Origin of the sequence: Bacillus sp. T3 (assembly GCF_033449965.1) — a bacterium.
Taxonomy (GTDB): domain Bacteria; phylum Bacillota; class Bacilli; order Bacillales; family Cytobacillaceae; genus Bacillus_BU.
On the sequence record NZ_CP137761.1, the window covers coordinates 4,184,811 to 4,201,255 of the forward strand.

Here is a 16,445-nt window from a genome sequence, read left to right on the forward strand (position 1 = left end):
TTACTTCACAAAAAAGTATTTATAAATTTGAATGATGATTAAAGGCAACATGCTAAGTCCCACAATTGAGAAATATTGATTACCAGACAGTTGTGCAATCTCAAACACTCTCATTAACGGAGGAAACCATAATACGAGATTTAGCAATGTAATTCCCAGTATGACAGCCAACCAAACTGATCGATTGGTAAACAATCCGATTTTAAATATGGACAACCTTGATCTTGAATTAAAGCCATGGAGCAGTCTAGAAAGGCACAAAGTTGCAAAAGCCATTGTGCTAGCAACAGCACTGTTTTCGGCTAAGCCAATATGGAATGAGATAATCGTGGTCAAAGCGATAATCATTCCCTCTGCAATAATTTCAGTTGCAAAATATTTATTGAGAATTGGTATATTTATATTTCTTGGTTTTTCCTTCATTACATTTTTATTATGGGGTTCAAGGCCTACTGCGATAGCAGGAAGACTATCTGTCAAAAGGTTAATAAATAACAGGTGGACTGGTGCAAATGGAACAGGCAATGCTCCTAGTGATGCATAGAGGACAGAGATGATTCCAGCTGTATTTCCCGATAAGAGAAATTTAATAGAGTTTTTAATATTGGAAAAGATGCTCCGTCCATTGTTAATGGCTTTTACGATTGTAGAAAAGTTATCATCCGTTAACACCATTGCTGCAGCATCCTTGGCAACCTCGGTCCCTGAGATCCCCATGGCAATTCCAATATCAGCTTGTTTAAGTGCCGGTGCATCATTTACACCGTCTCCTGTCATGGCAACAATATTTCCTCGAGCTTGCCAAGCCCTGACAATTCTTATTTTATGCTCAGGTGATACTCTTGCGTAAACAGACAGTCTCGATACACGTTCATGGAGTTCTTCATCGCTCATTTCTTCAAGCTCTGCTCCTTCAATCGCATCTTCATTATTTTGTAAAATTCCTGTTTGTCTTGCAATCGCACTTGCCGTGATTTTATGATCACCTGTGATCATGACAGGTTTAATCCCTGCTATGATGCAGTTTTTTACCGCACTTAATGATTCCGCTCGCGGTGGATCGACCATCGCGATTAGTCCGACAAAAATTAACTTATCCTCATCCTCAACGCCAATTTCATGTCCTGCTTCAAGCTCCTTATAAGCAAAACCAAGCACACGTAATCCTTCACTTGAAAACCTCCTGTATGCTTGTTCAATTTCCTGTTTATGCTGTTGTGAAAGCTCGATGATGCCATCTGATGTTCCAAGTCTGTCAATTCTTGATAAGACGATATCAGGTGCACCCTTTGTCAACATCAGCAATTGACCACGGACCATGTTCACAGTACTCATAAGCTTACGTTCTGAATCAAACGGCACCTCACCAAGACGCAAATAATTATCTCTCATCACCAATTCATCCATGTCATACGCTTCCCCAAGATTAACTAGAGCGACTTCTGTTGGATCACCTATTTCCTTATTTTCAATCGTCACGGCATCATTACAAAGAATAGCCATTGATAGTAGCCTGCGATCGATCTCCTTATCAGTGTTCAGTTGATCATGCTCAATCGCCTGACCGTCTACCCAAACTTTTTTCACCGTCATTTTATTTTCCGTTAAGGTTCCTGTTTTATCAGAACAAATAACTGAAATGCTGCCGAGGCTTTCAACCGCATGAAGCTGTCTGATAATCGCATTTTCCTTCGCCATTTTCTGTGTCCCAATCGCAAGAACAATTGTAACAATCGAACTCAACGCCTCTGGAATCGCTGCAACTGCGAGAGAGACAGCAAACATAAATGAATCCACCACATCGCGGCCTCTTACAATATCGAGTGCGAAAATGAACATCGATAAAATAATGATGACAAGCGCAAGTTTTTTACCAAAATGATCAAGATTTGTTTGCAACGGTGTTTTCTTTTCTTTTGCCGTTTCCATTAGGGTTGCAATTCGCCCAATTTCGGTTTTCATCCCTGTTCCCGTAACAAGGACGATCGCTCTTCCATACGTTACAAAGCTTCCGGAAAACACCATATTTTTCTGATCCCCAACAACCAGGTTTGCTTGATCAATAGGTTCAGAGGTTTTTAATACACTTTCAGATTCGCCTGTTAAAGAGCTTTCGTTCACTTGTAAGCTGTAAGTTTCGAGAATACGGCCATCACCACTGACATAGTCGCCTGCATCTAGATAAAGAATATCACCAGGCACCAATTCTTTTGATGGAATTTCCTGTTTTCGACCATCTCGAAACACCTTTGCAGTCGGCGATGAAAGTGCCTTTAAGCTTTGTAATGACTGCTCGGCCTTCAAATGTTGGATCGTTCCAAGGATTGCATTGATCATCAATACAATTAGGATGACGATTGTACTTTCTGCCTTACCGAGGAATGCCGAGACAGCAGCTGCTACCATTAGGATGATGACAAGAAAATCTTTAAATTGACTGAAGAACACCATCATAAACGTCCTTCGTTTTACTTCAGTCAGTTCATTCCAACCGTAATTCTCTCTTCTCTTCACTACTTCTTCAGATTGTAATCCATCTTCTGTAACCCCTAATGCTGTCATTGCTTCTGTTGATGTCTGCCTGTAAAATTCCTCCATTATTCTTTCGCCTCCAATACAAGCACGCAATATGTAAGACAAACACAGCATGGTGAGCTAAAAACAAAAGACTCTGCAGCAAATAAATCCTCGCTGCAGAGTCTCACTTAACTAGTTAAAGCTTTTCAAAGCCGGGTTAATGATTAACCGCAATGACGACTTTGAATCCTTTTTGATAAAAGGCAAGTTACTCCCTCTGGGAATATTTAATTTTTTTAATATTTACTTTATTCTATCATAAATCGTTAATGATTTCCATTTGTTTAGGACAGCTTCTAGGCCAATTAATCCTTCGTCTTAATATCGATTAAATAAACATAGCCGTTAAACACCTTTGCCCTGGCGACTATTTCACCCTTGGCAGATGCCTTTTCCCACTCTGTTCCGGGTATTGTCCTCTACAAAATATTTATCGATGCTATATTGAATAAAGGCCACTTCTTCTGTCTCCATTTGCTTAACAGGGTCCCATGCTCGACCAAAGTATTGTAGATTACCCTTTAAATAAATTCCCTTATCAGGTTTATCAAGTGAAACTCTTGTTGGTACGTACACACCATCCTGTTCCTTTAAGGAAACATATACCCTTGCATCATAAAGCTCATCCTTTTGGTCAAGAATGTCTTTATCCACTAAACCTGTTGGTACTTCTTCTACCGCAAATCTTAACGAAACATAATCACCACGAAATGGATCAGATGGGTCCACCTGGTATGGTTTGAAGCATAATTTCTTTCCCTTTGTAAAGGGTGTAGAGCGGTGTAACCGTCATCCCTATTAATATTAAAACTGGAACTAAGGAGGCGAGAATCAAATACTTTATCCGATTATTCATACAGACTCCCTCCTTTTTTCGTTGCTTTTCAAAGTAAAAACCGAAAGCAAGCAGGATCAGTCCGCCGAGGATAAAGACAATCGATTTATCTAAAAATACTAAGGATAGATCGATATAGAATCGGAAAATCATGATGCAAAGAATAACGATGTTCAACAAACTTCCTTTTTTAATTAAATATAAAACAAACAACATATAAAGAATCGAAAACGGAATATAGATCCAATCAATTGGCCATGAACCCTCAAAGGATAACAACAGCGCCGCTCCACAATGAACGAGGTGGCCCAAAAATACGTAAACCTCTCTAATTTTCCCTTGGAAATAGATGAGAGCTAACCCAATTATTAAATAGACTAAACCGTATATATATTGATTTTCGAATACACCATTCATTAAATGCGTCAGGACGGTCCAGACAAATTGCAGTTGTAGCAGTCCCAAGATAAAACCGGTTAGATTAGAAAAGCCAATTTGATCATTAATGACATAAATAGCAATTAACCATAGGATGACCCAGAAATTAATCATTTCTCCGCGATCGATAAAAGCACCCTCGGACATATAAATCATCATAAATAGAGAGGCTGCTAACAATAGCCATTTGTCCTTCAAAACCCATGCCAATGGTAATATTCCTAATGCCCACCAATAAAAGGCAGTTTGGAAATTCCCACCAAGATGAAACATTTGCCCGATTAGGAATATTCCTGCTCCGAACACAATTCCACCAAGATAGTAAAGACTCCTTGATGTTTTTGGATAATTCTTTTCCATCAAGAAACCACTTGTCAGGCAGCCAGTATATAGAACCAAGATAAACAAAAATTTAAATAGCTTTCCCATGTCAGCCCAATTGCTTGCCACAAAGCTTAAAATCCCAGCTCCGATAAGAATCGATCCTATATACAGTAATGTTACGGTATAAGACAGCTTTTTTTGTTCTTCATAAAGGTCTTGTATCTCAATAGCTTTTTCTGGCGTAATGACTTGAGTATTTTCCAAATGCTGGAGTTCGCGCTTTAAAATCTGAAATTCATGCTTTTTTATTGCACGTTTAGCCATAATCTCACTCCTCTCATTTGTTTCTACTATTGTTTTATTATGTGTGCAAAGAGCCTATTCTTTGTAATGAAAGAAATTGTTCACTCATTCCTTTCACTTTTATTTTATCAATAATCACGTGAAAAAGTTGGATTTTTCTGCGAACTTTCATGATTCATTTTAGGCCTTCTCAAGTTTTTTACTTTACGTGATTTTCATCACAATAAACTAATTTCTGATATGGTACATTGTGATTGAGAAAAATTATCATTATTTTTCAGAAGAAAGGCTCTGTTAAATTTGTGTGTTGATTTCCGCTGCAGGTACTCCCTTTCCGCGGGGAGTCTGGGAGCCTCCTCGGCGCTTTAGCGCCTGTGGGGTCTCCCGTGACACCTTCTCCCGCAGGAGTCTCGCACCTTCCGCTCCAATCAACAGAGTGCTCAAAAATCAATAACATTCTTTAACATAGCCAAAAGAAAACAGTCCGTGATCTAATGGATTGAGATAGATTTCATTTGTAACGCAAAATCCTTAAATATACCAAAAATACAGGTAGAGGAGAATGACCATGAGCGAAATGATTAATAACCGTGAAGTTGGAACTTTAAATAATACAGAGCGTCAAGAAATATTAAAGAAAATCATTAAAGATTTGCATAATGGAAAAAGTGTTGATGAGGTAAAAGCTGAATTTGAGGATGCAGTTGGAAGTATTAGTGTGGCTGAAATTTCACAGCTTGAACAGGCACTAATGGAGGAGGAAGGTATTCCTGTTGCTGAGGTGCAGCGTTTGTGCTCCGTTCATACAGTCATTTTTAAAGGCTCGATTGAAGAAATTCATCGTTCCGATAAAGCTGAGGATCAGCCTGGACACCCAATCCATACGTGGAAGCTAGAAAATAAGGAAATTGATTTGTTGGTTAATTTCAAGCTTCAGCTTCATTTTGAGCGGTTCCAAAAAGAAGATTCTGATGAAAACGTGTTTAAATTAGTTGATGATTTGAATCTATTACTTGATGTCGATAAGCATTACAGCCGCAAGGAGAACTTGCTGTTTCCTTATTTAGAGAAATACGGTATTTATGGTCCAACACAGGTGATGTGGGGAATCGATGATCACATTCGTGATGGAATTAAATTAGCAAAGAGAAAATTAATGAACTATTCAACCGACCAAAAACAAGCGGTAATCAGTGAGTTGAATTTTGTCATTCGCGAAGTTAGTGAAATGATTTTTAAAGAGGAAAATATTTTATTCCCGATGGCCTTGTCTGTCTTGACTGAGGATGAATGGATAAAGATTGCTCACGAAAGTGATGAAATAGGGTTTTGTTTAACGAGCCCAGCGGGAGTTTGGAAGCCAGCGCGGAAAGAAGTAGAAACCAACGCCATTTCTGAAGGGTTTATCAAAATGGAGACCTGCGTTTTGTCTCTTAAGCAATTGGAGCTAATGTTGAACCATTTACCAGTAGATATTACGTTTATTGACAAGGATGATGTCGTCCGTTATTTCTCTCATGGCAAAGAGCGTATCTTTGCTCGCACTAAAGCAGTCATTGGTCGAACAGTCCAAAACTGTCATCCGCCGAGAAGTGTTCATACAGTTGAAGAGCTCCTAGCTGACTTTAAAGCAGGTCGCAAAGATGACGAGGATTTCTGGATTAAATTTAAGGATAAATATGTGTACATTCGCTACTTCGCTGTTCGCGATGAAAACGGAGAATACATCGGTACACTTGAATTCACACAAAACATCAGTCCAATTCAAGCAATTGACGGTGAAAAGCGTATTCTTTCATAAAAGGAAAGCTTCGAAAAGGTGCATGATGCCACAATCATGTGCCTTTTTTGTGTCTTTTTTACAGAAGTGTCATTTCTTCGATTCCATTCATAATTTTCTGTTATATTTAATATATAAAGTTTTTTTAAATTATGCTTTAGTTGGAGGGTATTATGACTCGTCTAACGAACCACCTCATTGTTATCTCATTTGATTGTTTGTCTGCTTTAGATTTTCCGATACTTCAAGAGCTTCCGCATTTCCGCGAGCTGCTTGCATATGGTTCATACTGTAAAAATGTTGAAAGTATTTATCCTTCCGTGACCTACCCATGCCACGCCACGATTGTAACAGGGAAATACCCTAATCGACATGGAATAATAAACAATACCCTTCTCCAGCCCGGTCGTCCTTCACCTGATTGGTTTTGGCAGCGCAGGCATATTAAAGGGACAACGCTATATGATGAGGCCAAAAAGGCGGGATTTTCCACGGCAGCACTGCTTTGGCCAGTTACAGCCAAGGCGAAAATTGATTATAATATGCCTGAAATTTTTGCTAATCGACCTTGGCACCATCAAATTGCCGTCTCTCTTTGCAACGGTAGCCCCCTCTATCAGCTCGATATGAATCGACGTTTTGGGCATATTCGCAATGGACTTCATCAGCCTGAGCTAGATGATTTTGTCCTAGAAACTACCGTGCAAACCATTAAATCCAAAAAACCAAACCTACTTCTCGTCCATTTTACTGATCTTGATACCCAAAGACACTATCATGGCTTCTCTTCTCAAGAAGCAATCAATGCCATTCATCGGCATAATACACGACTAGGAAGAATACTTCAAGCCATAAAAGAAAGTGGAATGGAAGAGAATTCAACTATTATTGCTTTAGGCGACCATAGTGCACTCGATGAGTCTAAAGCAGTAAAGCCTAACGTTTTATTGCATGAGCATGGTCTGATCGAAATCGATCAGCGCGGGCAAATGATCGATTGGAAAGCTTATTGCAAAAGCTGTGACGGAAGCGCATATATATACGTCAAGCACCAGGATGATTTTGAAACTAAAGAGGCCGTTGGTGAGCTTCTCCACTATTTAGTAAAAGACAAACGGAACGGAATTGAAACTGTGTTGACTGGCAAGGAGGCTGGTGCCAAAGGTGCAGATCATAACGCCCTTTTTATGATTGAAGCACTGCAAGGATTTTATTTTAAAGAGGATTTTCAGGGTGAATATATTGATTCAATCACGGCAGGCGATGTGAAAGCGCACCGTTATACCTATGCCTCACACGGCTATTCACCAGAAAAAGAAAATTATGCAACAATGTTGATCGCAGCAGGTAAAGGGATTCGAAAAAATGCGATCCTTCCACATATGCACCTTGTTGATGAAGGACCCACCTTCGCTAAATTATTAGGACTCCATCTCGAAGACACTGACGGGCGGATAGTCGAGGAATTGTTAGCAGACTAAATCTCTTAAACTTTTATTCTCATTTGTAACCTTCTTTTTTGAGCATCTTAATAAAACAAATAGATTATTAGGAGGAAAAATCCATGAAGGGTTTTACAAAGGAAGAGAACAGCTGGATGCTCTATGATTGGGCAACGTCTGCCTATTCAATCATTATTTCAACAGCGGTCTTTCCACTGTTTTATAAGGCATCAGCTACCAATGCTGGCGTGAGCGCCGCCAATTCAACCGCATACTTAGGCTATACCATTTCGTTTGCAACATTTTTATTAGCAGTCCTATCGCCGATACTAGGAACGATTGCGGATTATCAAGGCTTTAAGAAACGTTTTTTTAGCTTCTTTTTTGGAATGGGTGTCTTGTTTACCGCACTACTAGCGCTAGTGCCTCATAATCAATGGCTGCTTTTATTAATCATTTATACCGTTGCAGTTATCGGTTCATCAGGTGCGAATATTTTTTACGACGCCTTTCTTGTTGACGTTACCGAAAAGGAGCGGATGGACCGGGTATCCGCACGAGGCTTTGGGATGGGATATATCGGCAGTACGATTCCGTTTATTATTAGTATTGCAATTATTATTTTAGCGCAAAATGGTACATTGCCACTGTCGGTGACAACTGCCAGTCAAATCGCCTTTTTAATCACAGCCATATGGTGGGGCGCTTTTTCAATTCCAATGTTTCGCAATGTCGAGCAGCGCTATTATATCCAACGTGAGCCGAAGCCGATTGTTAATAGCTTTAAACGAATTGCAAAAACGTTGAAGGAAATTAGAAAATATCGCGCCTTGTTTTTATTCCTACTTGCTTACTTCCTTTATATCGATGGTGTCGATACAATTATTACGATGTCGACAGCATATGGAACCGATCTTGGTATAGATTCGACTAACCTGTTAATCATCCTGTTTGTCACCCAGGTTGTCGCAGCTCCATTTGCCATCCTTTATGGACGGTTAGCGAAACGCTTTACTGGGAAAAAGATGCTTTATGTCGGCATTATCGTGTATATTATTGTTTGTATTTATGCCTTTTTCCTTAAAACAACAACGGATTTCTGGGTGCTAGCGATGCTAGTCGCCTCTTCACAAGGTGGGATTCAAGCATTGAGTCGCGCCTATTTCGCTAAGCTAGTTCCAAAGCAGAACGCAAACGAATTCTTTGGCTTTTATACGATCTTCGGCCGCTTTGCCGCAATTTTAGGCCCGCTTTTAGTAGGCGCTACAGCTCAGATTACCTGGAAATTCAGGCAGCGGCGTGTTCAGCTTAGTCATCCTATTCGTGCTCGGACTGATTATTCTCTCCCGTGTTCCGGAACCCGAGCTCGACTCAGCAGAACCAGAACTAGAATAGGATAGTGAAGTAAGGGGTTTTGCAGCACGACATCTTTCGCTACAATAAAGATACAAACAACCAATCCACTAAGGAGAACACCATGTTTAAGAGAGCGCTATCGATTGTCATCATGTTTATATGTTTTAGTCTTTTAAGCGGTTGTGAATCTGGTCCAGACATTGACAAACTCATTCAAGAGTATGTAAAAGACAAATATAACTTTACTGTAGATATTATTAGCCGCGAAAGTAAGAATGAAGGGAATATGGGCGATCGCACCTTCACTGTTCAGCAAACAAACCCACCGAATATAAAATTTAACATCCTTCTGTCCTGGAATGCTTCATTCAACCGTCGAAGGCGATAATTATCGAAAGCAAAAGGAAGCCTACAGTTATACACAGCCTTTCCTTAGTGAAAATAAACAAACATTACACCAACTCGGATTTGATCAAATTGTCTTCGCTGCTGCTGAAGATGGCCTAATAGTAAGTGCAATTTCAAAAAAGCCGATATCGTTACATGATACTTTGTCAACTGAACATTTATTTGGTTTAATAACGACTCTGAATCGCTATCAAGCTAAATTTCTGCAGAATGAATCAATAGCATCCGTAAAAATAACTCATAATCAAAGCAAGCAGTCCATCTCCATTCCTAACATTCACATGATAACCGACCAGAAAGCATTGATGGACAAATTAAATCAGAATCCCGATCTTGTGAATGATTTTTTGTTTCAACGCGATTATGCTACCTTCCAAGCACTAGAAAAAGCACTAAACAAAATCAGCTATAAGTTAAAGAATGGCTTAACGGTCGGGATGATCGATGAATCGTTTTATTGCTATGGCAAAAACATCAAAGACGGTAAGTGTAGCGGTGGGTATGAAGTTAAACTTAGTGGACCAAAAGACGCAACCAATTTATTTAAAGCTGTTGAACTCCTGAAAAAGCAGGAAATCAACATTAAAGATATTGTTATTACAGGAAAACCCATGATTATGCTCGAAAACATCGACGCCATCACAAGCGTCCAACAAATCAAACTCATCCTCAAACAGTAAACTTTAACACAGTAAAGCGCTGGGGTCAGACCCCCAGCGCTTTACTGCGTTAAACATTTAAATCGCGTTTTTTGAAAAAAATGTACGTGAAAAATGCTAGAACAGCACTCAATCCAATTGAAATACCGACATAGATGGTCTCAATTCCATTGCCAAACATGACGTTTGCCGCTTCAAAATATTTAAACGGCGTAAAATATTTTAACGGATCGAGATCCTCGTTCAAATCAATGATGATTGATAACAAATACGTCAATAAAAGGATACCCGTTGCGACTGATGCTGCCGTCTTTGGTTTCTTTTTAATTGAAGCAAGAGCCGCTCCGATTGTCATAAATAGTACTTGCAAAAGGAACATTCCAAGCATAGTAAGGACAATGTCTCCATTAACGTCCTCACCATTTTTGTTAAAGAGCCCTAATATCAAAATCAAAGATGTCAGCGTTACGAGATTAAGAACTACCACATTCGTAAACGCCACTGATAGCTTTGCTGTAATGGCCTTTGTTCTTGAGATGGGCTTTACAAATAAAAACTCGGAAGTTTTATCACGTTCCTCTTTCGCTATAATCGTTGCTCCGAGCATCGCCGCATGAATCGTTGCCATCAATAATATGTAAAGAAATAAAATAGAATAATAACCAGCCAGTGTTGATAAATCAACCTCTCCAAATCCCAAAACAGCCTTTATCGACTTCGGCATATCCTTCATCAGGTCGTTGATTGATTGACCTGGAATGAGGAATACGCCTCGTATTTACCCATTCCAGAATAGACCATTAATATCATCCCGATACTCCACAAAATGAGAGACTTTCGATGAGCCTTCATTTCTCTCCAAAACAGATTCATTCACGAATCCCTCCTTCTCAACTCCAAGCTTAGCTAAAATCCTTATACAGAATGGACATCCTTTTTAGCATAAACAAAATAACTTAGGATAACGGAAACCAGAATAATCAAGCCGCCTGCAATCAAAAATTTCGCTTCAAAGCTAGAATGTTTCATAATGTAGCCCGTATCGAAATACTTAAAGGGTGAAATAAATCGTTTCGCTTCTTCACTTGTCGTGTCACTTAGCATCCCAAGGAAGTAAAATGCAAAAACAGTCGCTAATGACACCGTCAAAACTGACCTTACTTTTTGAAAGATAACAGAAATAATAAATCCAATTGCTAAGAATATTAATTGAATAAAAAATAAAGTAAGTGAAAGCATGAAAAATAGTTTGAAGCTAAAATCATCAGTCTTTACTTGAAAAGCCATGAAGCTCGCTGCTATAAAATATAAAATATCCGTGATAATAATCGAAACAAATGCCGCCAACAGCTTTGAAGTTATGACCTGCTTACGAGCAACCTGGTTAGTAAGTAGAAAATCGGCTGTTTTCTCACGAACCTCCTTATTGACGATCGAGGTACCAAGATTCATAGCCTGTATCGCTCCACAAAGGGTAATAAACGCTAACGGAAAGCAATAGAAGCCAAGTAACGAAAAGAAATTGGCATTGTTTACACCTAACGCATTTCTAATCGCCTCTGGATAACCCTCCATTATCTTAGTAAACTGCTCCGCATCCTTTACAAAAGAAGGATAAAACGATAAATATAAAATCGCAAGCATCATTAATGATAGAGACCAGACGATGGTCGACTTCCGATTCGCTTTCAATTCATGCATGAACATATTCATAGCGTTCTATGCCTCCTTTTCATAGTAGTGCATAAAAATCTCCTCAAGATCTGGCTCTTCAATCCATAGGTTGGTGACCTCGATATTGGCAATCTTCTGTAAAATTGTATTGATATTGCCTCTAAACAAAAAGCTAACAATATTTTCCTTTACCTCTAATTTAGTCACGCCCTCTAAATTAAAGTAATCATTTGCAAGAGTAGCTTTTGTATCAATTTTAATCTTTTTATAATTGTTTTCTTGTAAAGTACTAATCTTCTCGACTGTTACCAACTTACCTTCTTTAATAATCGCTACACGATTACACAATTTCTGAACCTCACTTAAAATATGTGATGAAAAAAGAATCGTGGCACCTTTTTTATTTTCAAGCTCAAGCAGTTCAAAGAATTTTTGCTGCATGAGCGGGTCGAGTCCACTCGTTGGTTCGTCCAGAATAATCAGTTTTGGTTCATGCAGGAGACCTTGAACAATCCCCACTTTCTTTTTGTTTCCTAATGATAAATCATCAATTTTCTTCGTTAAATCAAGATTCATGATTTCTGCCAGTTCCTTGATTCTTTTTGTGCAATCCTTTTTATAAAAGCTAGCTGAATATTTTAATAGGTCGATTACTTTCATGTTGTCATAATAAAACACCTCAGAAGGTAAATAACCAATTTGTTTTTTGATTTCAGGACCAAATTGAACGCAGTCTTTTCCAAATATCTTAGCGCTACCGCTTGTTGGATAAATTAATGATAGCAGCGTTCTAATCGTCGTGGATTTACCTGCTCCGTTCGGACCAATAAACCCAAAAATCTCACCCTCTTCAACATTAAAGCTGATATCTGTAATCCCTCTTGATTTTCCATACATTTTGGTAAGATTGTTAATCTCGATTACATTCATGCTAGAACCTCCCTTTTCAATCCAAATATATAGGTAAGCAGATTAAGTTTTCTGCGTACTTTAAAAATTGACGTAACGATAATTGAACTTATTTATAAAACGATTTTCTTAAGATGTCACAATAAGCATCCATTTCTCGAAGCACTTCATCTAAATAATCTTGATTAAAATCTACCGAAAGTGCTTTATCCTGCTGGCGATATGCAAAGCCTTCCATCGCCCAAAATATGATATTGACTGTTTTTTCAACATCAAGATTTTCTTTGAATTTTGAAAGGTCAACATCCCCAAATAAATCCTTATAACCATTTTCTAATAGTTCTTTACTCTTTTGGTCAATAGCCCCTTTTACCTCTGGAGAGTCTTCTTTATAGACAGTTTTAATAAAATTAAACATTTCAGGATATTGATTAAATAATTCAAATTTCAGGGCTGCGATTTGCCTGTAGCGTAAAAATATATCTTTTTCCTCCCAATTCACTTTAGTATGAATGTCTCTAATCATAAGATCGATAAAATGGTTATATAAAAACACAAACAGGTCCTTTTTGTTATTAAAATAGTGGAATAACAGCCCTTTTGAGATCCCAGCTTCCTTAACAATTTCATTCGTTGATGCCTTTTGAAATCCTTTATTTGCAAACTCCTTTAGGGCAGCATTTAAGATTCGGTCTTGTTTTTCCTGATCTATGCTTAAAAATTTTGAAAACACTGGTATCATCTCCAACTAATTCATTCCCATTTATTAACTTTGACCATCTAGGTCAATTTCATTATATGCCCGTTGACCCCGTTGGTCAACATAATCATTAGCTATTATTTTACACAAGTATTTTTCTTCCAAACACTTCGTCTAATTAAGACATATATAAAAAAGCTTATTCCTTTGTTCATATGGAATAAGCTTTTTTGTATATGTTTTGTTTGAGTTTCAACATGAATTTTAATTTTTGTACAATATCGTTTTTCCTTCATGCAGGCTTCTTTTCACATCAATGATCCGTTGATTACGACTCCCTTTATATAAAAGGCTTAAGTCACGCTGTTCAATGTCAAATTCCCCATCTACTAGCACATTTACTTGTTCTAACAAACTTAAATGTACCGGGTTTTGAAGTAATTGTTCGAATTCATATCCAGTATAACACCATATCGTTTTTCCAAGTGTATGGATTGATTCAGCTAACTTTGCAACTTCCGTGCTTTGCAGAAATGGCTCACCGCCACTTAAGGTGACGTTGGTCAGTTCATTACCGCTAATTTCTGCCAGAATCTCATCCCTTTTCATCACAGTACCATTTTCCTCGTTCCAGGATTGCGGGTTATGGCATCCTTTACAATGGTGCGGACAACCAGCAAAAAAGACAACAGTCCGAAATCCTGGTCCATCGACGATACTATCATGGACAATATTCATGACCTTCAATATCCATTCCCCTCCTTTCTAGACAACAGAGTTTCCACGATTAATAGGGAAAAGTGTTGGCCGAGTGCGACCAACACTTTTAGATTAATGGTGATGAACTCTATCCCGTTCCTCACTGCGCTTACTGTTATTCCACTTATCCAAGCTTCCTACTAGGTACCCAGTAATTCGGCGAATTCGTTCAATTTTGTTATCCTCATGGTTGCCACATTTAGGACATTCATTCTCGATGATGCCTTTATGATTACAGTCTAAGCAACGATCAACTGGGTGATTGATGCTTCCATAACCAACACCATATTTTTGCATGGCTCTTACAATTGTATCGAGTGCATCAAGATTTTTGCTAGCATCCCCATCAAGCTCAATGTAGGTGATGTGTCCCGCATTGGTTAACTCATGGTAAGGCGCTTCAATTTTAATTTTATCAACAGCCTTGATGTTGTAATAAACCGGAACGTGGAAACTGTTCGTGAAGTATTCACGGTCTGTGACACCTGGGATCACCCCATGCTTCTCTTTTGCTTTCTTACAGGCTTTTCCGGCAAACGATTCGGCCGGTGTCGCGAGTAGGGTGTAGTTCATTCCATATTCTTCCGTTGCACTATCCATTTTAGCACGCATGTATTGGATAATGTCATAGCCTAATTGGGCAGCCTCTTCACATTCACCATGATGCTTGCCAGTTAGCTGCACTAAAGCTTCTGCTAGGCCAACAAACCCAATCGATAATGTCCCCTGCTTAAGAATTTCTTCAAGCTTTTGATGTGGATGCAGCATTTCTCCATTCCACCAAACGCCTTGTCCATACAGGAATTTGAAATGGGATGCTGTTTTTTGTGCTTGATAAAGAAAGCGCTCATGTAGCTGCTTATTTGTTAAATCGATGTAATGATCCAGTTTGCCAAAGAAATCCATTACCCCATCTGACTCAATTGCGAGCAATGGTAGGTTGATGGTTGAAAATGAAAGGTTTCCTCGCCCAACTGGAGTTTCTTTCCCGTTGACGTTTGAGATTGTGCGCGTTCGGCACCCCATTGTCGCGATCTCTGACTGTGGCGTACCATCGTAATATTTTAAATTAAACGGTGCATCCAGGAACACATAGTTCGGGAATAACCGTTTCGATGTCGTTTCTAATGATAGTCTGTAAAGATCATAGTTCGGGTCACCTTCATTAAAATTCACGCCCGTTTTCACTTTAAAGACGATAATTGGGAAAATTGGTGTTTCACCGCCACCCAATCCTCCTTGTGTTGCTAAAAGGAGATTTTTGGTGATCATTCTGCCTTCTCTTGAAGTGTCAGTGCCCAGATTTACGGAGATGAATGGGACTTGTCCCAAATTTGTTATCGTATTGGCTTTTTATCCAGTACTTCTAGAGGTTTCCCTCATCACCAACCAACCCATTCTAATTGGCGGCTACGGTCGGTCTTTTCCAACCTAGTTCAGCATATATTTTCACCCTTCGTTTATTCCGTTAGGGTGGCAAAGGCTCTTGGAGGTATTTTTGCTCTCATATCGCTCAACCTCTATGCGTTACACGGGTATACGATTTATTGGTAAATATATTCCTTTAAAAACTTTCTGTTTAGGCATGGAACTAGATTATAGAATGGTTCAATAATATCCATAAATCTTCTAGTCTTACTTGCGTTAAAATACAAAATGTACCCGTTTTGTTTACGATTTATATTCGGTAAAATTCCATATTTTTCGCTAAACCACTTTTGGATAATCTTCACTTCATCCAGTGTAAAATTCATAGTATAAAGAAACAGCCTATATTCTTTTATTTTTGTAGTTTCAGGGTAATACCTTACATTCAAATAACCGTCATCAAGATACCATAGGAACAAACCCAAATCAGTTAATGAGTTTAAGATTTTTTCATTTACTATCTTTACATTTTGACAATAACACTCTTCATATAAAGACGTAGCATACCCATTGTTATTGCTATGACATTGGTATTGTTCATAATATTTATTTGTTTTCTCTAAGAAAGTTTTTCGGTCATAGAATTTCATTTTTACAACTTCCTTCATACAAAGGATATTGGCTTTGAAATTCATATAATCTTTTTGTTCCTTAGAGTGTGTCATTTGAAAGTAAGCATTTTGGTTCCCTCGTTTAGTTATGCAAAGATCACCCATTAACATACCAATTATTGCTCCACGCAATTCAAAGTTATTTGGAATAATTTTTTTTAGGTTCAAGACCCATCATCCTTGTTACCAATATTTCGTATTCTACTATTAGCAGAATGCTGATTACAACCCGCTCGGTATTA

15 protein-coding genes and 1 pseudogene are annotated in these 16,445 nt (G+C 38.5%); 5 read left to right on the plus strand and 11 right to left on the minus strand.

The genetic code is table 11. The features are described from left to right. From RGF10_RS21425 to RGF10_RS21435, 3 genes are all read right to left on the minus strand, one after another. Complete coding sequence (locus RGF10_RS21425; protein WP_318505634.1) at window positions 1–2,598, minus strand: cation-translocating P-type ATPase; 2,598 nt, start codon at window positions 2,596–2,598, stop codon at window positions 1–3. A 351-nt stretch (window positions 2,599–2,949) separates the two neighbouring features. Next, entirely contained in the window at window positions 2,950–3,306 is a 357-nt protein-coding gene (locus RGF10_RS21430) for a GDYXXLXY domain-containing protein (protein ID WP_318505636.1), read from the minus strand. Beyond that, complete coding sequence (locus RGF10_RS21435; RefSeq protein ID WP_318505637.1) at window positions 3,293–4,498, minus strand: DUF2157 domain-containing protein; 1,206 nt, start codon at window positions 4,496–4,498, stop codon at window positions 3,293–3,295. The genes RGF10_RS21430 and RGF10_RS21435 overlap by 14 nt, the downstream gene beginning before the upstream one ends. Window positions 4,499–5,045: 547 nt before the next feature. On the opposite strand from RGF10_RS21435, the gene RGF10_RS21440 reads away from it, so the two are divergent. The 5 genes and pseudogenes from RGF10_RS21440 (at window position 5,046) to RGF10_RS21460 (ending at window position 10,143) form a co-directional block, all read left to right on the plus strand. Further along, a complete protein-coding gene (locus tag RGF10_RS21440; protein ID WP_318505638.1) occupies window positions 5,046–6,278 on the plus strand; it encodes a DUF438 domain-containing protein in 1,233 nt (410 codons plus the stop codon). A gap of 152 nt (window positions 6,279–6,430) precedes the next feature. Continuing rightward, complete coding sequence (locus RGF10_RS21445) at window positions 6,431–7,738, plus strand: alkaline phosphatase family protein (protein WP_318505640.1); 1,308 nt, start codon at window positions 6,431–6,433, stop codon at window positions 7,736–7,738. An 83-nt stretch (window positions 7,739–7,821) separates the two neighbouring features. Beyond that, window positions 7,822–9,094 (plus strand): annotated as a pseudogene (locus RGF10_RS21450) (MFS transporter). Window positions 9,095–9,176: 82 nt separating this feature from the next. Then, window positions 9,177–9,443 carry a hypothetical protein gene (locus RGF10_RS21455; RefSeq protein WP_318505642.1) on the plus strand — a complete coding sequence of 89 codons (267 nt, stop codon included), beginning with the start codon at window positions 9,177–9,179 and terminating at the stop codon, window positions 9,441–9,443. Further along, window positions 9,415–10,143 (plus strand): hypothetical protein, encoded by a 729-nt coding sequence (locus RGF10_RS21460; RefSeq protein ID WP_318505644.1) that lies wholly within the window; start codon window positions 9,415–9,417, stop codon window positions 10,141–10,143. The genes RGF10_RS21455 and RGF10_RS21460 overlap by 29 nt, the downstream gene beginning before the upstream one ends. Before the next feature lie 49 nt (window positions 10,144–10,192). Here RGF10_RS21460 and RGF10_RS21465 read toward each other — a convergent pair whose 3' ends face one another. From RGF10_RS21465 to RGF10_RS21500, 8 genes are all read right to left on the minus strand, one after another. Further along, a complete protein-coding gene (locus RGF10_RS21465; protein ID WP_318505646.1) occupies window positions 10,193–10,846 on the minus strand; it encodes an ABC transporter permease subunit in 654 nt (217 codons plus the stop codon). An 8-nt stretch (window positions 10,847–10,854) separates the two neighbouring features. Further along, on the minus strand, window positions 10,855–10,995 hold the full coding sequence (locus tag RGF10_RS21470) for a hypothetical protein (protein ID WP_318505648.1): 141 nt from the start codon (window positions 10,993–10,995) through the stop codon (window positions 10,855–10,857). A 42-nt stretch (window positions 10,996–11,037) separates the two neighbouring features. Continuing rightward, the gene (locus RGF10_RS21475) at window positions 11,038–11,835 is read right to left on the minus strand and encodes an ABC transporter permease subunit (protein WP_318505650.1); all 798 of its coding nucleotides are present in this window, start codon (window positions 11,833–11,835) and stop codon (window positions 11,038–11,040) included. Between the two features lie 6 nt (window positions 11,836–11,841). Beyond that, window positions 11,842–12,726 (minus strand): ABC transporter ATP-binding protein, encoded by an 885-nt coding sequence (locus tag RGF10_RS21480; RefSeq protein ID WP_318505652.1) that lies wholly within the window; start codon window positions 12,724–12,726, stop codon window positions 11,842–11,844. Between the two features lie 88 nt (window positions 12,727–12,814). After that, entirely contained in the window at window positions 12,815–13,438 is a 624-nt protein-coding gene (locus RGF10_RS21485) for a TetR/AcrR family transcriptional regulator (protein ID WP_412176656.1), read from the minus strand. Between the two features lie 231 nt (window positions 13,439–13,669). After that, window positions 13,670–14,152 (minus strand): anaerobic ribonucleoside-triphosphate reductase activating protein, encoded by a 483-nt coding sequence (gene nrdG, locus RGF10_RS21490; protein ID WP_318505654.1) that lies wholly within the window; start codon window positions 14,150–14,152, stop codon window positions 13,670–13,672. Between the two features lie 84 nt (window positions 14,153–14,236). Next, window positions 14,237–15,505, minus strand: a complete 1,269-nt coding sequence (gene nrdD, locus RGF10_RS21495; protein WP_412176754.1) for an anaerobic ribonucleoside-triphosphate reductase — start codon at window positions 15,503–15,505, stop codon at window positions 14,237–14,239. 203 nt (window positions 15,506–15,708) lie between these two features. After that, window positions 15,709–16,371 (minus strand): hypothetical protein, encoded by a 663-nt coding sequence (locus RGF10_RS21500; RefSeq protein ID WP_318505656.1) that lies wholly within the window; start codon window positions 16,369–16,371, stop codon window positions 15,709–15,711. Window positions 16,372–16,445: the final 74 nt, after the last annotated feature.